Source organism: Curtobacterium aurantiacum, from assembly GCF_018598555.1.
Lineage (GTDB): Bacteria > Actinomycetota > Actinomycetes > Actinomycetales > Microbacteriaceae > Curtobacterium > Curtobacterium aurantiacum.
Genome location: NZ_JAHEWN010000018.1, coordinates 57,344 through 76,721, shown reverse-complemented (window position 1 = coordinate 76,721; position 19,378 = coordinate 57,344). Strand labels below are relative to the sequence as shown.

Annotated in this window: 20 protein-coding genes; 9 read left to right on the top strand and 11 right to left on the bottom strand. The window is 72.0% G+C overall.

The features are described 5' to 3' along the window. Positions 1 to 123 precede the first annotated feature (123 nt). Positions 124 to 1,368, bottom strand: coding sequence for a multidrug effflux MFS transporter (locus KK087_RS14700; protein WP_214566299.1), 1,245 nt, complete (start codon positions 1,366 to 1,368; stop codon positions 124 to 126). A gap of 46 nt (positions 1,369 to 1,414) precedes the next feature. Here KK087_RS14700 and KK087_RS14695 point away from each other — a divergent pair, with 46 nt between their 5' ends. After that, positions 1,415 to 1,855 (top strand): MarR family winged helix-turn-helix transcriptional regulator, encoded by a 441-nt coding sequence (locus tag KK087_RS14695; RefSeq protein WP_250901151.1) that lies wholly within the window; start codon positions 1,415 to 1,417, stop codon positions 1,853 to 1,855. Here KK087_RS14695 and soxR read toward each other — a convergent pair. Genes soxR through KK087_RS14680 form a run of 3 tightly spaced genes read right to left on the bottom strand, consistent with a single transcriptional unit; the run spans position 1,852 to position 3,924 of the window. Further along, positions 1,852 to 2,412, bottom strand: coding sequence for a redox-sensitive transcriptional activator SoxR (soxR, locus tag KK087_RS14690; protein WP_250901150.1), 561 nt, complete (start codon positions 2,410 to 2,412; stop codon positions 1,852 to 1,854). The two genes, KK087_RS14695 and soxR, sit on opposite strands and share 4 nt — an antisense overlap. Positions 2,413 to 2,422: 10 nt before the next feature. Further along, positions 2,423 to 3,466, bottom strand: coding sequence for a YdcF family protein (locus KK087_RS14685; protein WP_307860082.1), 1,044 nt, complete (start codon positions 3,464 to 3,466; stop codon positions 2,423 to 2,425). A 2-nt stretch (positions 3,467 to 3,468) separates the two neighbouring features. Continuing rightward, entirely contained in the window at positions 3,469 to 3,924 is a 456-nt protein-coding gene (locus tag KK087_RS14680; RefSeq protein WP_214566295.1) for an iron chaperone, read from the bottom strand. Between the two features lie 90 nt (positions 3,925 to 4,014). Here KK087_RS14680 and mgrA point away from each other — a divergent pair, with 90 nt between their 5' ends. Then, complete coding sequence (mgrA, locus tag KK087_RS14675) at positions 4,015 to 5,058, top strand: L-glyceraldehyde 3-phosphate reductase (protein WP_111047715.1); 1,044 nt, start codon at positions 4,015 to 4,017, stop codon at positions 5,056 to 5,058. A 576-nt stretch (positions 5,059 to 5,634) separates the two neighbouring features. Continuing rightward, entirely contained in the window at positions 5,635 to 6,876 is a 1,242-nt protein-coding gene (locus tag KK087_RS14670) for an MFS transporter (protein ID WP_214566293.1), read from the top strand. Between the two features lie 90 nt (positions 6,877 to 6,966). On the opposite strand, the gene mnhG is transcribed toward KK087_RS14670, so the two are convergent. The 7 genes from mnhG to KK087_RS14635 form a co-directional block, all read right to left on the bottom strand. After that, on the bottom strand, positions 6,967 to 7,314 hold the full coding sequence (mnhG, locus tag KK087_RS14665) for a monovalent cation/H(+) antiporter subunit G (protein ID WP_250893162.1): 348 nt from the start codon (positions 7,312 to 7,314) through the stop codon (positions 6,967 to 6,969). A gap of 5 nt (positions 7,315 to 7,319) precedes the next feature. Further along, a complete protein-coding gene (locus KK087_RS14660; RefSeq protein WP_214530227.1) occupies positions 7,320 to 7,658 on the bottom strand; it encodes an MrpF/PhaF family protein in 339 nt (112 codons plus the stop codon). Further along, a complete protein-coding gene (locus KK087_RS14655) occupies positions 7,655 to 8,236 on the bottom strand; it encodes a Na+/H+ antiporter subunit E (protein ID WP_214530228.1) in 582 nt (193 codons plus the stop codon). The genes KK087_RS14660 and KK087_RS14655 overlap by 4 nt, the downstream gene beginning before the upstream one ends. Beyond that, positions 8,233 to 9,984 (bottom strand): Na+/H+ antiporter subunit D, encoded by a 1,752-nt coding sequence (locus tag KK087_RS14650; RefSeq protein WP_214566291.1) that lies wholly within the window; start codon positions 9,982 to 9,984, stop codon positions 8,233 to 8,235. The genes KK087_RS14655 and KK087_RS14650 overlap by 4 nt, the downstream gene beginning before the upstream one ends. Further along, positions 9,981 to 10,391, bottom strand: coding sequence for a Na(+)/H(+) antiporter subunit C (locus KK087_RS14645; protein WP_017887553.1), 411 nt, complete (start codon positions 10,389 to 10,391; stop codon positions 9,981 to 9,983). Before KK087_RS14645 ends, KK087_RS14650 begins: the two co-directional genes overlap by 4 nt. Beyond that, a complete protein-coding gene (locus KK087_RS14640) occupies positions 10,388 to 13,300 on the bottom strand; it encodes a Na+/H+ antiporter subunit A (protein ID WP_214566289.1) in 2,913 nt (970 codons plus the stop codon). The genes KK087_RS14645 and KK087_RS14640 overlap by 4 nt, the downstream gene beginning before the upstream one ends. Before the next feature lie 101 nt (positions 13,301 to 13,401). Next, positions 13,402 to 14,154 (bottom strand): SDR family NAD(P)-dependent oxidoreductase, encoded by a 753-nt coding sequence (locus KK087_RS14635; protein WP_214566287.1) that lies wholly within the window; start codon positions 14,152 to 14,154, stop codon positions 13,402 to 13,404. A 45-nt stretch (positions 14,155 to 14,199) separates the two neighbouring features. Here KK087_RS14635 and KK087_RS14630 point away from each other — a divergent pair, with 45 nt between their 5' ends. The 6 genes from KK087_RS14630 to KK087_RS14605 all read left to right on the top strand — a co-directional run bounded on the left by KK087_RS14630 (position 14,200) and on the right by KK087_RS14605 (position 19,339). Then, a complete protein-coding gene (locus KK087_RS14630) occupies positions 14,200 to 14,922 on the top strand; it encodes an SDR family oxidoreductase (protein ID WP_250901149.1) in 723 nt (240 codons plus the stop codon). Continuing rightward, on the top strand, positions 14,919 to 15,578 hold the full coding sequence (locus KK087_RS17970; protein WP_214566286.1) for a FadR/GntR family transcriptional regulator: 660 nt from the start codon (positions 14,919 to 14,921) through the stop codon (positions 15,576 to 15,578). Before KK087_RS14630 ends, KK087_RS17970 begins: the two co-directional genes overlap by 4 nt. Before the next feature lie 67 nt (positions 15,579 to 15,645). Next, on the top strand, positions 15,646 to 16,266 hold the full coding sequence (locus tag KK087_RS14620; RefSeq protein ID WP_214566283.1) for a DedA family protein: 621 nt from the start codon (positions 15,646 to 15,648) through the stop codon (positions 16,264 to 16,266). Between the two features lie 37 nt (positions 16,267 to 16,303). Then, complete coding sequence (locus tag KK087_RS14615) at positions 16,304 to 17,173, top strand: SMP-30/gluconolactonase/LRE family protein (RefSeq protein ID WP_307860079.1); 870 nt, start codon at positions 16,304 to 16,306, stop codon at positions 17,171 to 17,173. Between the two features lie 7 nt (positions 17,174 to 17,180). Further along, a complete protein-coding gene (gene rlmC, locus KK087_RS14610) occupies positions 17,181 to 18,332 on the top strand; it encodes a 23S rRNA (uracil(747)-C(5))-methyltransferase RlmC (RefSeq protein ID WP_214530235.1) in 1,152 nt (383 codons plus the stop codon). A gap of 302 nt (positions 18,333 to 18,634) precedes the next feature. Beyond that, a complete protein-coding gene (locus tag KK087_RS14605; protein WP_214530236.1) occupies positions 18,635 to 19,339 on the top strand; it encodes a LysM peptidoglycan-binding domain-containing protein in 705 nt (234 codons plus the stop codon). The last annotated feature ends 39 nt before the right edge of the window (positions 19,340 to 19,378 follow it).

The window sequence follows — 19,378 nt, the reverse complement described above, 5'->3', positions numbered from 1 at the left end:
GGGTGGGTCCGGGTCTGGTCGACGCGGAACGGGTTGGGTGGGGTGGTCGACGCGGAACGACACTGTCGATGTCGTACGACGTCGACAGTGTCGTTCCAGGCCAGCGGGAGGTGTCGTTCCGGGTCAGCGGAGCGTGCTGGTCCGGCCCCGCGCCGCGAGCAGCGCCACGACGGCGACCACGGCGGCCGCGAGCATCACGATCGCCAGCGGCGCCGCGGTGTCCGAGCCGCCGATGCTGACGAGCGGCGACACGAGCGCCGCGAGCCCGAACTGCAGGGCGCCGAGCACGGCTGAGGCGCTGCCGGCGGCCGACGGCACGGCACCGAGGGCGAGCGCCGTGGCGTTGCCGAGCACCAGGCCGAGCGAGCCGACCGCGGTGAACAGCGGGACGGCCAGCCAGATCACCGGCGCGCCGGACACGACGAGCAGTGCGAACGCCACGGTCGACGCGAGCACCAGCACGATGCCGAGCGACAGCACGCCGGTGACCGACCGGGTCGCGGTGAGCTTGGCGGACAGGATGCTCACGCCCATCAGTGCCAGCGCGTTCAGTCCGAAGGCCAGGCCGTAGCCGACCGTGCCGAAGCCGATCATGTCCTGGTACAGGAAGGGTGATGCGGAGATGTAGGCCATCATCACGGCGAACGCGAAGCCGAACACCGCGGTGTAGCCGAGGAACGTGCGGGAGCGCAGGGCACGCAGGGCCGAGCCCGAGCCACGGCGTTCCTCGCGCAGGGCGTCGCGGTGTTCCTTCAGGTGGGTCTCGCGGATCACGGCGAGGACCGCGACGAGCATGACGACCGACAGGCCGAGCACGATCGAGAGCAGGCCACGCCAGCCGATCGGGCCGGTGAGCAGCCCGCCGAGCAGCGGTGCGACGACCGGGGCGACGCCGCCGACGATCATCATGAGCGAGAACGCGCGGGCGGCGGACTTGCCGGTCGCCAGGTCGGAGATGACCGCACGGCTGATCACCATGCCGGCCGCACCGCCGAGGCCCTGCAGCAGGCGGGCCGCGATGAGCACGCCGATGTTCGGCGCGAGCACCGCGGCGATGCTCGCGAGCACGCACACGGCCGCGCCGGCGATGAGCGGCGGCACGCGGCCGAACCGGTCGGACAGCGGGCCGAACACGAGCTGGCCGGCGGTCACGCCCACCAGGAACGCGGTGAGGGTGAGCTGCACGGCGGTGGCGCTCGCCCCGAGCTCGGTGGTCATCTGCGGGAACGCCGGCAGGTACAGGTCGGTGGCGAAGGGGGCGACGGCACTGAGCAGGCCGAGCACCAGGAGCAGCGCGGTCGTGATGCCCTGCTGCTTGGTCGTGGGTGTCGCGATCGTCGCGCGGATGGTTCCGGTGTCCGTGGTCATTGTTATGAAAGCATAACTCATCGCCGGAGATCGGTACAGTACGGTCATGTCCTCCGCCGTGTCCGACCACGTCCTCGCCGAGTTCGCGGACGTCCTGCTCCGGATCGCGCGCGACATCGACCCGCACGGCTCGGAGACCCTCGACATCGTGCCGTTGACCGGTACCGAGGCGCTCGTGATGCGCTGGATCAACCGCAACCCCGGCACCTCGCCCAGTGCCACCGCCGAGGCGACCGCCCTGCAGCGCAGCAACCTCAGCGTCGCACTCCGGTCGCTCGTGGCGAAGGGCATGGTCGAGCGGCGTCAGGACCCGGCGGACGCCCGGACCGTGCAGCTGCACCCGACCGCGCTGGCAGAGGAGAGCGTCGACCGGCTCTACCGGCACTGGTCCGGGAAGCTCCGAACGGCCCTCGGTGGCGACGAACGGGGTGCGATCGAGGCGCTGGAACTGCTGCAGCGGATCGACGACGGACTGCGCGCCAGCTAGGCGACAGCGTCCTCCGCGGCGGCGGCGGCGACGGCGGCGGCGACGGCGGGGTCGTCGGCGTCGTCGGCGTCGTCGGCAGTGGTGTCGGCATCGTCCTGGATCGGCAGCAGGCGACGCGCACCGTGCCCCTCGTCACCCAGCGCATCACCGGGGTTCACGACCGAGCAGGCCCCGAGCGAGACGCAGCCGCAGCCGATGCACTGCGTCATCTCCTGCTGCAGCCGCTCGAGCTCGAGCTGGCGGGCCCGGAGCCGTGCGCGCCACCGTTCGTTCAGCCGGTTCCAGTCGCGCAGCGAGGGCATCCGGTCGGCGGGCAGGGCCTCGAACTGCTCGGCGACCTCGCTGAGCGGGATACCGAGACGCTTGGCCACCTGGATGATCGCGATCCGCCGCTCGACGTGCCGCGGGTACATCCGGGTGCCGCCGTCGGTGCGCTCCGGGTGGATCAGGCCCTTGCGCTCGTAGAAGTGCAGGGCCGAGGCCGCGACCCCGGTCCGACGGACGATCTCGCCGATGGGGAGCAGGTCGGTCGGTCGCGGTGGCTGGATCTCGACCATGGTGGAGATCCTAGTGCTGGAACGACTCCCACAGCAGGAACCCGGTGAACAGCACGAACGGGGTGCAGGCGAGCACGTTCAGCCAGCGGTGCTCGACGATCACCGCGGCGAACTCCCGCAGGAACGCACTCGGGACGTAGTAGGCGGCCGTGCGCGCGCCGACGACCTGTGCCGGCAGGTCGAGCCTGCGGGCCAGGGTCGCGGCGCGCAGCACGTGGTAGTTGTTCGTCACGACGACCATCTGGCCGTCCCGCCCGGCCGCCGTCTGCACGTCCCGCGAGAACCGTAGGTTCTCCCGGGTGTTCCGCGACGCGGTCTCCGCCACCACGTCGTCCGGGTCGGCGCCGTTCGCCACCAGGTACTCGGCCATCGCGGTGCCTTCGGGGCGGGGTTCGTCGTCACCCTGCCCGCCGGAGGGCACGAGGAGCGGCCGGCGACCGTCGGCCCGCTCTGCCCGGTAGACCCCGAGCGCCCGGTCGAGTCGGCTCTGCAGCAGGGGTGGGACTTCGCCGTGCACGAGCCCGGAGCCGAGGACCACGATCGTGTCGGGGACGATTCCGTGCCGGGTCCGCCCGTAGACCACGGAGTACAGGGCGAACGCGACCAGCGACAGCGCGAAGTACCCGCAGACGAACACCATCAGGACGGCGATCGCGATCTTCGTGCCGTCCCAGAGCGTGAAGCCCGCGCCGCTGCCCGAGACCAGCAGCGCGATGGCGACCGCGGGCAGCACGAACACCGCCACCCCGGCGGCGAGCGACAGCAGGTTGCCGACACTGCGTCCCTCGGCGCGGAGCATCTGCAGGCCGTTCGCGACGAGGGCGACCCCGAGCACCACGACCGCGAGCGGCACCAGCAGCAGCACCACGGCGACGAGCAGGCTGAACCCGGGCACCACCCTGGTCAGGACGGCCACGACCGTCGCGAGCCCGAACAGCACGGCCGCGGTCAGGAACACCCCGTTGCGGAGCATCCGCGGGTCACGGCGGCGCCCCAGGACGTACAGCACCAGGAACAGCAGGGCGAAGACGGGAGCGGCGCCCAGCCCGAGCACCGTCAACCGACCGCGCGGCGGATCAGCTCGGCCACCCGTGCCTCGTCGGCCTCGGAGAACTCCGGCGTGATCGCCCACGACGTCGGCCAGAAGGTGCCGTCGTCGAGCGTGGCCGAGTCCTGGAACCCGAGCGTCGCGTAGCGGGCCGTGAACTTCGCGGCGTCCTGGAAGAAGAACACCGCCTTGCCGTCCCGGGCGTAGGCGGGCATGCCGTACCAGAGCTTCGGCGCGAGCTCGGGCGCGACCTCGAGCGCGATGCGGTGGATGCGCTCCGCCAGACCCCGGTCAGGCTGGGGCATCTCGGCGATCTTGGCCTCCACCGCAGCGGCGTCGGCAGCGGCCTTCTCGGCCTTGGTGCCCTTCGTGCCGCGGGCGCGCTTGACCTCCGCGGCGTGCTCCTGCATCGCCGCGCGCTCCTCGTCGGTGAAGGTGGTCTCGGTCTTCGTCGTCCGTGCCATCGTCGTCTCCTCGTGGTCTCGTGCACCCATCATGGGTCCGCGAAGCGAAGCATGCGAGGCCCGGGTCCGATCGAGTGCCAGGCTCGACCCATGACCTACATCGCCAGTGACGACCGCTACGACTCGATGACGTACCGCCGGACCGGCCGCTCGGGCCTCGACCTGCCGCTGCTCTCCCTGGGCTACTGGCACAACTTCGGGGACGACATGCCCTTCGAGAACCAGCGCGCCATCAGCCGTCGGGCGTTCGACCTCGGGATCACCCACCACGACCTCGCGAACAACTACGGCCCGCCCTACGGTGCCGCCGAGGTGAACTTCGGCCGCCTGATGCGTGAGGACTTCCGGCCGTACCGTGACGAGATGGTCGTCTCGACCAAGGCCGGCTGGGACATGTGGCCCGGGCCGTACGGCCAGGGCGGTGGCTCGCGCAAGTACGTGCTCGCGTCGCTCGACCAGTCCCTCCAGCGCACGGGCCTGGACTACGTCGACGTCTTCTACTCGCACCGTCTCGACGCCTCGACCCCGCTCGAGGAGACGATGGGTGCCCTGCACACCGCCGTCCAGCAGGGCAAGGCGCTGTACGTCGGGATCTCGTCGTACGACGCCGAACGCAGCCGGCAGGCAGCGGAGATCCTCCGTGACCTCGGCACCCCGCTCCTCATCCACCAGCCCTCGTACTCGATGCTCAACCGCTGGATCGAGACGGAGGGCCTGCTCGACGCCGCCGGTGAGCTCGGTTTCGGCGTGATCGGCTTCACCGCGCTGGCGCAGGGGCTGCTCACCGGCAAGTACCTGAACGGGGTGCCCGAGGACTCCCGCGCGGCAGCGGGCAAGTCCCTCGACGCGTCGAGCATCACGCCCGAGGTCGTCGAGCACCTCCGAGCCCTGAACGACGTCGCGGCCGCTCGCGGACAGTCCCTCGCGCAGCTCGCCCTCGCCTGGGCGCTCCGCGACGAGCGGGTGACCTCGCTCGTGATCGGGGCCTCGCGGGTGTCGCAGCTCGAGGACAACGTCGCCGCGCTGTCGAACACGTCGTTCACCGACGAGGAGCTCCGCGTCATCGACGAGCACTCGGTCGGCATCACCGACGTCGACCTGTGGGCGGGAGCCCGCGCGGGCGAGGTCTCCTGACCCGAGCACCGCGCCGCAACAGTCTCTCGGTTGGTCGCATCTCGTTGCTCGGCGGACCCCGCCGGCTGGTCGCGACACGTCGCGGGTCGCCCGCCGACCGGTCACGAACCGTCGGCTGGCGGCGCCGCAGGCGACGGGCCTGCGACCGCGCCGCGCACGGCCGACGGGGTGTCGTGACCGCTGCAGGGCCCTGGGCGGGCGGTGCGGCGGACGGGAGGCGCGGGGCACCCCGCCACGCGCCTCCCGTCCGTCGTCCGGTCGCGTTCATCGCGTCACCGGACCCCGCCGGCTGGTCGCGACACGTCGCGGGTCGCCCGCCGACCGGTCAGGAACCGTCGGCTGGCGGCGCCGCAGGCGACGGTCTGCGACCGCGCCGCGGACGGCCGGCGGTGTGTCGTGACCGGCGGGGCGGCTCTGGACCGAACTCCTTCGGGACCCGGCGGCCGGTTGGTACCATCGACAGCGTTCGACAACACGCAGTGTGTATCTACCGGCCGCCGGCATCCCGGCGGACAACGGCGGCACCCGATGGGTCCGCCGCCACCGAACCGGGCGGGCCGAGAAGGCACAACCCCGATGCTCCAGACCCGTTCAACCGACGCCCCGCCCGCTCCGGACCGCTCGCTCGTCTCCCTCGCCGGCCGCTGGTACTTCCCCGTGGCGTTCATCGCCCGGCTCCCGTTCGCCATGATGGTGGTCGGCGTCCTGACCCTGGTCGTCGCCGCCCGTGACTCCGTCGCGCTCGGCGGCATCAACTCCGCCGCCGTCGGCATCGGTTCGGCCATCTTCGGCCCGATGGTCGGCGCCGCGGCGGACCGCTTCGGCCAGCGGGTCGTGCTCGTCCCCGTCGGCCTGGCGAACGCGGCGCTGCTCGGGTTCTTCCCGTTCGTCGTCAGCGGCACCGCGCCCGACCTCGCCGTCCTCGCGGTGGCGTTCTGCATCGGCGCCTCGGCCCCGCAGGTCGCCCCGATGTCCCGCACCCGGCTCGTCGCGATCATCCGGCAGCGGATGGCCCCGGCGCGGCGCGAGAAGACCCTCAGCGGCACGATGGCCTACGAGTCCGCCGCCGACGAGACCGTCTTCATCATCGGCCCGTTCCTGGTCGGCATCCTCGCCAGCGCGATCGCCCCGTGGGTGGCCGTCGCCGGCGCATCGGTCCTGACGTTCGTGTTCGTCACGGCGTTCGCGCTGCACCCGACCGGCAAGCTCGTGGTGGGCCAGCACGCGGAGCTGACGCAGGCACCCGCGCGGCAGTTGCTGCGCCCGAGGCTCGTCGTCGTGGTGGTCGGCATCCTCGGCATCGGCCTGTTCTTCGGCTCGACGCTCACCTCGCTGACGGCGTTCATGGAGACCCACGGCGAGGCCTCGCAGGCCGGCCTGCTCTACGGCCTGATGGGCATCGGTTCCGCCGGACTCGCGCTCGGGTCGGCGGCGTTCCCCCGCGCGTTCGGCCTCGGCTGGCGCTGGCTCGTGTTCGGCGTCGTGCTCCTCGCCGGCGCGATCGCGTTCGCCAGTGCCGACTCGGTCGTCGCCGCGGGCGTCGTCCTCGCGATCATGGGCATCGGGATCGGCCCCACCCTGGTCGCCCAGTACAGCCTCGGCTCGGACCGGTCACCGGTCGGCCGGTCCGCGACCACGATGACGATCCTCGGTTCGGCCGTCATCGTCGGGCAGTCGATCGCCTCCGCCATCACGGGTGACGTCGCCGAGCACCACGGCACGGCCGCAGCGATGCTGCTGCCGGCGGCCTCCGCCGCGATCGTCGTGGTCGCCGCGGTCCTCAACCTGCTGCTCCCGCGCCGGGTCGCGACCGCCTGATCACCAACGTGACCCCCCTGACGGACGGGAGGCCCGTGGCGACGCCGCCACGGGCCTCCCGTCCGTCAGGTGAGCGGGTCCGGAGCCGCGTCAGGACTCCGTGTCGTCGACGAGCAGGTCCTCATGCCGGTAGTCGTCGGCACGCAGGCCGGCGCGGGCGATCATGTGCGTCGACACCGGCACCAGGAACAGCTGGAACACCATGATCGGCAGCACGACCCAGAACGCCGTCCACGTCCACACCGCCACGACGATGGCGGCCAGGGCGAGCGCGAGCCCGAGCACCTGGGGCTTCGCCATCGCGTGCAGGCGGACCAGCGGGTCCGGGAACCGGACGATGCCGACCCCGGCGCCGAGCGACAGCACCGACCCGACGAGCAGCAGCCCGATCGCGATCCAGGCGCGGACGCCGGCCTCGTCGACGAACGACTCGATCATCTCGATCACGACCGGTCCTCCTCTGCGCGCTCGGGGGTGGTGACGGTCAGGCCCTCGTCGGACGGATCCGCCGAGGGGGTGACCGCCCGGGCCACGGCGACGGTGGCGAACACGCTCGTCGCGGCGATGACCACGAGCACGGGGATGCCGGTCAGGTCCTGTCGGACGACCATCGCGGCGGCGATGACCACGAGCACCGTCGTCAGGACCATGTCCGACCCGATCATGCGGTCGAGGATGGTCGGCCCGCGCACGATGCGGAACACCGCGAGGGCGAAGGTCACCCCGAGGAGTGCGAGCACGAGCGCGACGGCGATGCCCATCACGACGACGGCGGGGCTCATCGGGTCACCTCCGGCAGCGGCTCGGACAGTTCGGAGACGTCCTGCTTCGACCCCAGCGCTCGGATCACCATGGCCTCGATCCGGAGCGCCACACGGCGTTCGTCCTCGACCTGCTCGATGCGCTCGGTGTCGAGCACGTGGAGCAGCAGTCGACGGCGTCGCAGGTCGACGTCGGCGACGTACGACCCGGGCACGAGTGAGATCGCGAGGGTGGCCAGCGTGAAGGTCATCTCGGACGTGGAGTGCAGCTGCACGAGCGTGATCGAGCTGCGCCGGACACCGCGCGGACGGAACGCGACCCAGGCGACCCGGAACGACGCCACGATGACGAGCCCGGACCACACCACCAGGAACCGCAGGACGTGCACGATCGAGAACCGCGCGGACAGCGGGACCGGCGGGAGCGGCAGGGCCTGGGTGACGAGGAGCGCCACCACGATGCCGCAGAGCAGCGTCAGCGGGGTCCACGATCCCCAGAGCAGCGCCCACAGCACGGTGAGCCCCGCGACGAGGGGCACGTCGTAGCGCCACGCCAGCGCGATCCGTCGGGCGTTCGAGATGCGGCGGACGTCGGTCATCGTTCCCCTCCGAGCACGGCCTGCACGTAGCGGTCGGGCGATTCGAGGGACTCGGCCGCGCGGGTCGCGTAGCCGTAGAGCGGCCCCGCGACGACGGTGAGCGCGACGGACCCGAGCACCGCGACGGTCGTCACGCCGACGAGCATGCGCGGCAGGCGCACCTTCTCGGGAGCCTCGCCGATCGCCTCGGTCGCGCCGGTGGTCGGACTGGGCCCCGTCCGCCGGTTCCGGTCCGACGCGCCAGCGGCGGACCGGCCGTGCCGGATGGGAGAGGCTTTGGCTGCGTGCGGTGCGTCGGTGACCGTCACCGAGCCTCCCGGGTGGTACGCCTCGCCCGTCTCCTCGGAGACGGTGAGCGGGGCCGGTTCCGGGGAGCGCAGGTGGGCGTGCGGTTCGGCGCTGGTCGCGTGCGGAGCCGCGGCCTCGGCCGCCGGCTTCGGCCGCCAGAAGGCGGCGTCCCAGACCCGCATCAGCGCGTACAGGGTGAGCAGCGAGGTGACGACACCGGCGCCGATGGTGACGTACGCCATCGGGGAGCCGTCCTCGGCGGCGGCGCGGAACAGGCCGAGCTTGCCGATGAAGCCGGAGAAGGGCGGGATGCCTCCCAGGTTGAACGCGGGGATCAGGTACAGGGCGGCCAGCAGCGGTGCGGCCTTCAGCAGCCCGCCGAGCGACCGGGTCGAGGTCGTCCCGCCGACACGTTCCATCAAGCCGGACACCAGGAACAGCGTGGTCTGCACGACGATGTGGTGCACCGTGTAGAACACCGCGGCCGCCGTGCCCGCGACGGTGCCGAGGCCGACGCCCATCACCATGAAGCCGATGTGGCTGATCAGCGTGAAGGACAGCAACCGTTTCACGTCGGTCTGCGACACCGCGCCGAGCACCCCGACCACCATGGTCAGCGCCGCGACGACCAGCAGCACCTCGTTCAGCTGCGGTCTGGGGAAGATCACCGTCTCGAGCCGGATGATCGCGTAGATGCCGACCTTGGTCAGCAGGCCCGCGAAGACCGCGGTGACCGGCGCCGGGGCCGTCGGGTACGAGTCCGGCAGCCAGAACGCCAGCGGGAACACGGCCGCCTTGATGCCGAACCCGATGAGCAGCATCGTGTGCAGGAGCAGCTGGACGTGCTCGGGCAGGTCGGCGACGCGCTCGCTGATCTGGGCGATGTTCACCGTGCCGGTGGCGCCGTAGACCAGGCCGATGGCGGCGAGGAAGATCGCCGACGCGATGAGGCTCGTGACGATGTACGTGGTGCCGGCCCGGACGCGCTGTTCGCTGCCGCCGAGGGTGATGAGCACGTAGCTCGCCACCAGCAGCATCTCGAACGCGACGTACAGGTTGAACAGGTCACCCGCGATGAACGAGTCGAGCACGCCGGCGGCCAGCACGAGGTAGGTCGGGTAGAAGATCGTGACCGGGGCGTCCTCGTCGTCGGCCGCCAGGCCCTGCCCGATCGAGAACAGCAGCACGAGCAGCAGGACGCTCGCGCTGACGGTGAGCAGGAGCGCGCTGAGCCGGTCGACGACGAGCGAGATGCCGTACGGGGCGTCCCAGCCGCCGACCTGCACCACGATCGTGCCGTGCCGGTCGACCAGGACCATGAGCGTGGCGGCGACGGCCAGGGCCACGACGAGCACCACGACGGTGATCGCGCGCTGGAGCTTCTGGTGGCGGAGGAGTCCGAGCGCGACCGCGGCACCGAGCAGCGGGACGAGGACGAGGAGCGGGACGAGCCAGGTCATCGGGTCGCCTCCTGTTCTGCGTCAGTGGTGGTCTCCGGGTCCTCGTCGGCCGGCTCGTCGCGGTCGCGGCCGATGGCGGCGTCGGCCTCGTCGACCTCGACCTCGTCGGCGCGGGACAGCTGCCAGGACCGGTGGATCAGGGCGAGCAGGAACGCGCTCACGGCGAAGGTGATCACGATCGCGGTGAGGGCGAACGCCTGGGGGAGCGGATCGGTGATGCCCTCGGCGCTCTTGCCGATCGGCGGGTCGCCCGCGGCACCGGACATCACGAGCAGCAGCAGGTTGAGCGAGTTGCCGAGCAGCAGGAAGCCGAGGAGCATCCGGGTCAGGGAGCGTTCGAGCAGCAGGTAGACGCCGCACGAGAACAGCACCGCCATGGCGATCACGAGGACGAGGGTGACGGTCATGTGGCGCTCCCTTCCGGGGTGGGGGCATCGATGGCGTCCCGGACGGAGCCCTCGCTGGTGTCACGGGACGATTCCGAGGCGTCTTCGAGACGCTGGCGGTCGACCTCGGCGCCGAGACTGCGGAGGACGTCGAGCACCAGGCCGACGACGACCAGGTAGACGCCGATGTCGAAGAACGTGGCGGTGACGAACTCGACGTGCCCGAGGACCGGGACGGTGGCCTCGAAGAACTCGGAGTACAGGGCTTCGCGGCCGAAGAACAGCGGCACGATCGCGGTGATGGCCGCCGTCGCGACCCCCAGGCCGAGCAGGCGACCGGCGCGCACCGGAGCCGCGGCCCCGAGTTCGGCCGGGCCGCCGGCCAGGTAGCGGGCGGCGAGGGCGATGCCGGCGACCAGGCCACCGGCGAACCCGCCACCGGCCGAGTTGTGCCCGGCGAACAGCAGGTAGACCGACAGCACGATGAGGCCGTGGAAGAGCAGGCGGACGACCACGTCGAGCAGCGCCGAGCGGCCGGTCGGGATCGCGGCGCTCGTCGGCAGCCAGGCCCGGGGCTCGCCGTCGGTGCGCTCGCCGTTCGCGGTCAGGGTCTCCGGGAGGTCGCGCAGCCGGGGCAGGGTGTCCTCGCGTGAGTTCACGAAGATCAGGCTCGCGACACCGGTGGCCGCGGCGACCACCACGGTCAGCTCACCGAGGGTGTCCCAGCCGCGCAGGTCGACGAGGGCGACGTTCACGACGTTGAGGCCGTGCCCGAACGAGCTCGTCAGCGCGGGCAGGTCCGGCCAGAGCGGCCGGGCGGTGCGGGCGGAGGCGGCCACCACGACGACGATCGCCAGGGTGAGTCCCGCCAGCCCGGCGAACAGCGCCCGCACGACCCGGAACCGCGACGGGTTCGTGGTCGCGATGCGCGGGGGCAGCCGGCGGAGGACCAGGACGAAGGCGATGAGGGTGACCGTCTCGACCACGAGCTGCGTCAGGGCGAGGTCGACCGCACCGTGCAGGACGAAGAGCACGGAGAGCCCGTAGCCGGTGACGCCGACCAGGACGGCCGCGGCGAACCGGGTCTTCGCCGTGAGCACCGCGATGCCGGCGATCGACATCACGATCATCACCGGGATCTGGCCCCACGAGTCGGCGAACCGGACGTGGAACTCCCACGGGCCGCCGAGCACGAGGTTGGCGAGTGCCCCGGCGACGAACACCGACAGGATCACCGTCAGGTAGTAGGGGAGCGAACCGCGCTGCAGGCTCGCGGTGAGTCCGGTCGCTCCGCGGTCGAGCAGTCGCATGCCGTGCCGGTACGTGCCCGCGGCGCTCGGGAACCCGGCGAGCCGGTGCTGGAGCGCCTCGACCGGACGGCGCAGGGCGAACAGCGCGAGGCCGCCGACCAGGGTGATCGCGGACAGGCCGAGGGCGGGTTCGAGGCCGTGCCAGAGCGCGAGGTGCGGGACCTCCTCGCCGCCGAGCGCGGCGGTCGTCGCCGCGGGCTCGATGCCGTGCGCGACCACCGGGGTGAGCAGGCCGAGGGCGAGGCCGGTGAACGCGAGGACCGAGGGGACGACGGCGAGCCCGTGCAGGGCGTGCGGCTCGGTCGTCGCGACGCCGGGTTTCCGGGCGAAGGCGCCCCAGAGGAAACGCAGCGAGTAGGCCACGGTCAGGATCGAACCGACGGTCACGCCGATGAGCGCGAACCAGGCCCAGCCGGCGTCGGGGCCGTGCAGTGACTCGGTGAACCCGGTCAGCACGGCTTCCTTCGCGACGAACCCGATCGTCGGGGGGATGCCGGCCATCGACAGCAGCGCGAGCACCGCGACGACCGCCAGCCACGGTCGGGCGCGGCCGAGCCCGCTGAGCCGCCCGAGGTCCCGCGTGCCGGCGACGTGGTCGATCGCCCCGACGACCAGGAAGAGCGTGGACTTGAAGGCGGCGTGCGCCACGAGGAGCGCGACCCCGCCGAGGGCGACCGCGGGGGCGCCCCAGCCGGCTGCGAGCACGAGGAACCCGAGCTGGGCGACGGTTCCGTACGCGAGCAGGAGCTTCAGGTCGGTCTGCCGCAGTGCCCGGTACCCGCCGACGAGCATCCCGGCGACGCCGAGCAGCGTGATCGTCTCGCGCCAGCCGTCGAGCAGTGCGAACGCAGGGGCGAGCCGGGCCACCAGGTAGATGCCAGCCTTCACCATCGCCGCGGCGTGCAGGTAGGCGCTGACCGGGGTCGGGGCGGCCATCGCGGCGGGGAGCCAGAAGTGGAACGGCACGATCGCCGACTTCGTGAGCGCTCCGAGCAGCACGAGGACCACGGACACCGAGACGACCGTGCCGCTCGGTGGATCGGCGACGATCGCGGACAGCGAGGTCGTGCCCGACGCGACCGAGAGCATCACGAGGCCCGCGAGCATCGCGAGGCCGCCGGCGGTGGTCACGACGAGCGCCTGCATGGCGGCGGCGCGACTGGCACGCTTCGCGGCGTCGTGCCCGATGAGCAGGTAGGAGAAGACCGTCGTGGCCTCCCACAGGACGAACAGCACGATGACGTCGTCGGCGATCACGAGTCCGTACATCGAGCCGGCGAAGGCGGTCAGGACCCCGGCGAACCGACCGAGCCCGGGTTCGTCCCGCTCGAAGTACGAGGCGCAGTAGACCAGCACCAAGGCACCGACGATCGACACCACCAGTGCGAGCACCCACGACAGGGCGTCCATCCGCAGCGTGACGTCGAGGTCGAGCTGGGGGACCCACTGGTGCCGTTCGACGACGCTGCCGTGCAGGGCGGCGTCGGTCTGGGCGATCGTCAGCACCGCCGCCGCGGCGGGGGCGAGGGCCGCCACGAAGAACACGCGGCGGCCGAGGACGGGGGTCAGGGCGGGGACGATCAGGGCGACGATCGCGAACGCGACGAGGACGAGGACCATCGGGCACCTCCTCGGGGTCGGGCTGCAGTCCGGCTCACTGGGCTTTCACAGCCTACGGAAGCGGCCATGTGGAGAACCTGTGCGGCCGGACAGCCGCCCGCTCAGGTCCGGCCGTGCGCGCGAGCGGGGATCTGGGTCGCGAGCTTGCCGCCGGAGACGTCGAGCAGGGTGCCCGTGATGTACCCCGAGGCGTCGCTCGCCAGGAAGACGAGCAGGTCGGCGACGTCGTCCGGGGTCTCCCACCGGCGGAGGGACAGCGTGTCGAGCAGACGTTCCTGCGCGTCGGCCGGCATCGTCGCGAAGCCGTTCATCGCCGTCGGCACCATCCCCGGCGCGTAGGCGTTCACGGTGATGCCCCACGGGCCGAGCTCCGACGCCAGGACCCGGGTGAACGAGACGACGGCGGCCTTCGACGCCGCGTAGGCCGCGCTCCCGACGCTGGGTACGATCGCCGCGAACGAGGCGGCGTTGACGATCCGACCGCGCCCGGCCGCCTGCATCACCGGAGCCACGGCCTGGCTCATCAGGAACGTGCCACCGAGGTTGACGTCCATGCAGCGGCGCCAGGCGTCCCACTCCAGTTCGGCGACCGTGCCCGTGACGTTGATGCCGGCGTTGTTCACCAGCACGTCGATCGTGCCGTGCCGCCGGACGACCTCGTCCACGGCGTCGTGCACCGACTGCGGGTCGGCGACGTTGCACACGACGTGGTCGAGCGGGAAGTCCGGTTCGAAGGCCAGGTCGAGTGCGACGACACGGCACCCCTCGCTGACGAAGCGGTCGGCGAGCGTGCGGCCGATCCCGCGCGCTGCGCCGGTCACGACCACCACGCGGTCGGTCAGGTCGAGGTGCATCGTTGCTCCCGTCGTCGGTGCCTTGAATAGGCATACTATTCGAGCATGACGGATCAGCGCGTGCTCTGGGTCACGGGTGGGGGCAGCGGCATGGGAGCCGCCAGCGCCGAGGCGGCGGCTCGGGACGGCTGGACGGTGGTGCTCAGCGGGCGCCGTGCCGACCGGCTCGAGCAGGTCGCGGGTGTCATCCGCGACGCCGGGGGAACCGCGGACGTCCTGCCCCTCGACGCGAACGAGCCCGACGCCGTCGCAGCCGCGCGGGACACCGTGCTCGAGCGGCACGGGCGGCTCGACGGGCTCCTGCTGGCGGCCGGGCTCAACGCCCCGCGGCGCCGGTGGGACGACCAGTCGCTCACCGACTTCCGCGCGATCGTGGACACGAACCTCACCGCGGTCGTCACGGTCGTGGACGCCGCGCTGCCGGCACTCCGGTCGTCCGGCGGCGTGGTCGTCGTCGTGTCGTCCTACGCCGGGTGGTCCTTCCAGCCCGGGGCAGGTGTCGCCTACTCGGCGAGCAAGTCCGCGCTCGCGTCGGCCGTCCGGACGCTCAACCAGCAGGAGGCCGAGCACGGCGTGCGTGCCACGCACCTGTGCCCCGGCGACGTCGCGACCGACTTCCTCGACCAGCGGCCCTCGGTGCCCGATTCCACCGCACGGTCCGTCATGCTCCAGCCGGCGGACATCGCCCGTGCGGTGTCGTTCGTGCTCGAAGCCCCGCAGCACGTACGAGTCGACGAACTCGTGGTCAGCCCGGTGTCGCAGCGGTGACGAGCACCTTCGACCGGGTCCTCGACCAGGTCGGTGCCGCCGTCGTCTCCGGTGAGGTGGCCGTGGGCAGCCGCCGGAGCGTCGACGACCTGGTGGTCTGGACGGGCGCCAGTCGCAGCATCGTCCGCGAGGCCGTCCGTGTCCTCGTCGCCCTCGGCCTGCTCACCGCCAGGCGCCGGGTCGGCGTGACCGTCCTCGGCGTGCGGGACTGGGACGTCCTGGACCCGCGCGTGGTGCGGTGGCGTCTGCGGGGCCCCGACGGCGAACGCGTGGCGGCCGAGCTCCGCGAGCTGCGTGCGGCGGTCGAGCCCGTCGCCGCTGCCGCTGCCGCACGGCGGGCAGCGCTGGACGACTGCGCGGACCGACGGGAGGCCCTCCGCACGACCGCGGACGAACTCGCCGCCGCCGCGACCCGCGACGACCGCCTCGACTTCGTGGCCGCGGACGTGCGGTTCCACGCGCTCGTGCTCGACCTGTCCGGCAACGCCCTGTACCGACGGCTGCACCAGGTCGTCGGCCAGGTGCTGCGCGAACGCGGGAGCATCCGCCCGGACCGGCACGACGTCGGCCTCCACCTCGCACTCGCCGATGCCGTCCTCGACGGTCGCCCGGACGAAGCGGCCTCGACGATGCGGGCGATCGTCGACCGCACGTGAGTGGAGCGCCTCGGACCTGCGAGGATGGGACCCGGTGTGCCGCTCCGGTGCCCGTGGAGGGTGAGTCGTGGACGCAGCACAGGACCTGGTCGTCCAGCTCGTCGGTACGCCGTGGGCGTTCTTCGTGGTCGGCCTCGTGCTCGCCGTGGGCAGCGTCGCGGTCTTCCTGCCCAGCCAGGCGCTCGTCGTCGCGATCGGCACGCTCCTGGTGGGCGGTGACGGTGGCCTCCTGCCGGTCCTGTTCCTCGTCGTCGCGGCCTCGATCGGCATGGTCCTCGGCGACCTCGGGCTGTACCACCTGGCGCGCTCGGTCGACCTCGGCTCGAGGTCGTGGTTCGCGCGTCCGAAGATCCGCGCGGCCCGGGACGCCATCGACGGTCGGTACCGTGCTGCTCCCGGTCGCATCGCGGTGCTCGGACGCTTCATCCCGATGGGCCGGTTGACGACGAACCTGGTCGGCGCGGACAGCGGGCTCGACCTCCGGCGGTTCCTGGTCAGCTGCGTGCTCGCCGACGTCGTGTGGGCCGCGTACTGCGTGGGCATCGCCTCGGCCACTGGGCGCTGGAGTCGCGAGCAGCCCTTCCTCGTCACGACCCTCGCGGTCGTGGCGTCGATCCTGCTCGGCCTCGCGATCTCCGCGATCGAGAAGGCCGTGCGACGACGCAGCGAGGCGACGGCCGCGGCCTGACGAACGTAGGCTGGGCACCCCGTTCGAAGGAGAACCCGTGCTGCTCGTCGACCTCGTCCCGGACCCCGACGCGCTCGAGCGCATCGCCACGGGCAGTACCTGGGCTGAGGGGCCCTGCTGGATCCCGTCGACACGCACACTGCGGTGGTCGGACATCCCCGGCGACCGGATCCTGCAGTGGCACGCCGACTCCGGGGAGACCTCGGTGTACGCCGACGGTGTCGAGTTCACCAACGGCCGCACCCTCGACCGGGACGGCAGCGTCGTGCAGTGCTCGCACGGTCTGCGTCGGGTCGAGCGGGACCGCGACGGCGTCGTCACGTCGATCGTCGACGGGTGGGACGGGGGACGGTTCAACTCCCCGAACGACGTGGTGGTCGCGCGGGACGGCGGCGTCTGGTTCACCGACCCCGCCTACGGCATCACGCAGCCGCGTGAGGGGCACCCGGGCGTGCGCGAGTACGGCGATCACTGGGTGTTCCGCTGCGGGCCCACGGGTGACGACCTGCGCCCGGTGGCCACCGACCTCGACGAGCCGAACGGCCTGGCGTTCGACCCGGACGAGCGGGTGCTGTACATCGCGAGCTCCTCGGGCGACGAACCGGTCATCCGTGCGTACGACCGCCGCGGCGAGCTGCTGAAGAACGGCCGGGTGTTCGCTCGGCTCGAGTCGGGCGAAGGTGCCCCGGACGGTATCCGGGTCGACGTGCACGGCAACGTCTGGTCGTCGTCCCACCGTGGCGTCGTCGTGTTCGACCCGGCGGGTGCGCGGATCGGCGAGGTCGCCGTTCCCGAGGTCGTGTCGAACCTGTGCTTCGGTGGCGACGACGGCACGACGCTGTTCCTGACGGCGACGACGTCGGTGTACCGGATCGCCACGACGACGCGGGACGCTGCCGTATCCTGACTCGGCCATGCAGTGCGACTACTTCGACCGCGGGGTGTGCCGGTCGTGCACGCTCATGGGTCAGCCCTACGCCGACCAGGTCCTCGACAAGGAACTCCGGACGCGCGAACTCCTGCACGACGCCGTCGAGGCCGCTGGCGGCCCCGGTGCGGTCACGTGGTCACCGGCGATCACGAGCCCGGAGTCGGGGTACCGGAACAAGGCGAAGATGGTCGTCGGGGGGTCCGTCCAGCACCCCACCGTCGGGATCCTCGACCACCGGCAGCGCGGGGTGGACCTGCGGCACTGCGGCATCTGCACGCCCGGCATCCGGCACGCGCTGCCCGTCCTGGCCGAGTTCGTCTCGACCGCGGGGCTGATCCCGTACGACGTCGGCGCTCGCCGGGGTGAGCTGAAGTACGTCCTGGTCACCGAGTCGCCCGACGGCGAACTCATGGTCCGGTTCGTCCTGCGGTCCGAGGGGCAGCTGCCACGGCTCCGCCGGCACCTCGACGCCCTGCGCGCCGCGCTGCCGAACGTGGTGGTGGTGACCGCGAACCTGTTGCCCGAGCACAAGGCCGTCACCGAGGGTGACCGGGAGATCGTGCTGACCGAGCAGGAGACCCTGCCGATGCGTCTCGGCGGGATCACGATGCACCTGCGCCCGCAGAGCTTCTTCCAGACGAACACCGGCGTCGCGACCGAGCTGTACGCGCAGGCAGCAGCGTGGATCGACGAACTCGACCCTGCGTCGATGTGGGACCTGTACTGCGGCGTCGGTGGGTTCGCCCTGCACGCCGCGCGCCCGGGCCGTGCGGTGACGGGCATCGAGACGAGTGCCGAGGCGATCCGGTCGGCAGCGCAGTCCGCCCGTGAGGCCGGGCTCGAGGGCCTGCGGTTCGCCGCGGACGACGCCACCGAGCACGCGCTCCGCACCCGTCCGGACGCGGTGCCCGAGCTCGTCGTCGTGAACCCGCCCCGCCGTGGGATCGGCGAGCGGCTGTCGACCTGGCTCGAGGAGTCGGACGTGCAGCACGTCGTCTACTCGAGCTGCAACCCCGTCACCCTGGCGAAGGACCTGGCGCGGATGCCGTCGTTCCGGCTGCGGCGGGCCCGGGTGCTCGACATGTTCCCGCAGACCGGGCACCTCGAGGCCGTGACCCTGCTCTCCCGGTCCTGATCGCGACCACCCGATCGGCATTGCCAGGGAATTGCCAAGGACACGTACCCGGGTACGTCCCGATCACCATGGGCGCGGGGATCGGGACGTTCAGGTTCGGGGTAGGGGTACATAGCATGAACGGGTAGAACCGTTTGTCTCGGTTTGATAACGGTGAAGAGTTTCCTATGGTTGCCGACCGAGGTGCCGCCGGCCCGATGACCACTGCCCCCGGTGGCGCACCCCACAACTGACCGCGATCGGTCGGGGTGGGCAGTGGATCCCGCAGCAGATGCGGCTCGTGACCCCGGTGGAGCAATCACATGAAGAAGCTTTCCCGTACCCGCACCATCGTCGGCGGCCTCGCGTTCGCCGGCATCGCCGCGACCGGTGTCGGCCTCGCGGCGACGCCCGCGAACGCAGCGTCCGGCTCGACCTGGGACCAGCTCGCGCAGTGCGAGTCCGGCGGCAACTGGGCCATCAACACCGGCAACGGCTACTACGGCGGCCTGCAGTTCAACCTCGGCACCTGGCAGGCGAACGGCGGCGCGGGCAACCCCGCCTCCGCCAGCCGCGAGGCACAGATCGCCGTCGCCGAGCGCGTCCTCGCCTCGCAGGGCTGGGGTGCCTGGCCCGCCTGCTCCGCCCAGCTCGGGCTGAGCGGCACGAGCGGTGCGGCCCCCGCCGCCGCTGCTCCGGCCCCCGCGCCGGCTCCGGCCCCCGCCGAGCAGGCCGCCCCGCAGCCCGCCGCTCCGGCACCGGCTCCCGCCGAGCAGGCTGCCCCGCAGCAGGCCGCGCCGAGCACGACCGAGTCGACGCCGGCCCCGGCAGCGACGACGCCGAGCAAGCCGGCCCCGGTCAAGACGAGCGGCAAGACGTACACGATCGCTTCGGGTGACACGCTCGACACGATCGCGACGAAGCTCGGGATCGAGGGCGGTTGGAAGCAGCTCTGGGCCGCGAACACGTCGACCATCGACGACGCGAACCTGATCTACTCCGGCCAGGAGCTCCAGCTCCCCGCCTGATCTCTCCGCAGACCGAACGCGACGGCGCCCCACGACCCC

Excerpts from the sequence above, each read along its gene's own strand:
- KK087_RS14630 (WP_250901149.1), top strand. The coding sequence starts at position 14,200 with ATGACGGATCAGCGCGTGCTCTGGGTCACGGGTGGGGGCAGCGGCATG.
- KK087_RS14680 (WP_214566295.1), bottom strand. The coding sequence starts at position 3,924 with ATGGCACGGACGACGAAGACCGAGACCACCTTCACCGACGAGGAGCGC.
- mnhG (WP_250893162.1), bottom strand. The coding sequence starts at position 7,314 with ATGATCGAGTCGTTCGTCGACGAGGCCGGCGTCCGCGCCTGGATCGCG.
- mgrA (WP_111047715.1), top strand. The coding sequence starts at position 4,015 with ATGACCTACATCGCCAGTGACGACCGCTACGACTCGATGACGTACCGC.
- KK087_RS14670 (WP_214566293.1), top strand. The coding sequence starts at position 5,635 with ATGCTCCAGACCCGTTCAACCGACGCCCCGCCCGCTCCGGACCGCTCG.
- KK087_RS14640 (WP_214566289.1), bottom strand. The coding sequence starts at position 13,300 with ATGGTCCTCGTCCTCGTCGCGTTCGCGATCGTCGCCCTGATCGTCCCC.
- KK087_RS14655 (WP_214530228.1), bottom strand. The coding sequence starts at position 8,236 with ATGACCGACGTCCGCCGCATCTCGAACGCCCGACGGATCGCGCTGGCG.
- KK087_RS14660 (WP_214530227.1), bottom strand. The coding sequence starts at position 7,658 with ATGAGCCCCGCCGTCGTCGTGATGGGCATCGCCGTCGCGCTCGTGCTC.
- KK087_RS14700 (WP_214566299.1), bottom strand. The coding sequence starts at position 1,368 with ATGACCACGGACACCGGAACCATCCGCGCGACGATCGCGACACCCACG.
- rlmC (WP_214530235.1), top strand. The coding sequence starts at position 17,181 with ATGCAGTGCGACTACTTCGACCGCGGGGTGTGCCGGTCGTGCACGCTC.
- KK087_RS14695 (WP_250901151.1), top strand. The coding sequence starts at position 1,415 with ATGTCCTCCGCCGTGTCCGACCACGTCCTCGCCGAGTTCGCGGACGTC.
- KK087_RS14635 (WP_214566287.1), bottom strand. The coding sequence starts at position 14,154 with ATGCACCTCGACCTGACCGACCGCGTGGTGGTCGTGACCGGCGCAGCG.
- KK087_RS14650 (WP_214566291.1), bottom strand. The coding sequence starts at position 9,984 with ATGACCTGGCTCGTCCCGCTCCTCGTCCTCGTCCCGCTGCTCGGTGCC.
- KK087_RS14645 (WP_017887553.1), bottom strand. The coding sequence starts at position 10,391 with ATGACCGTCACCCTCGTCCTCGTGATCGCCATGGCGGTGCTGTTCTCG.
- KK087_RS14605 (WP_214530236.1), top strand. The coding sequence starts at position 18,635 with ATGAAGAAGCTTTCCCGTACCCGCACCATCGTCGGCGGCCTCGCGTTC.
- soxR (WP_250901150.1), bottom strand. The coding sequence starts at position 2,412 with ATGGTCGAGATCCAGCCACCGCGACCGACCGACCTGCTCCCCATCGGC.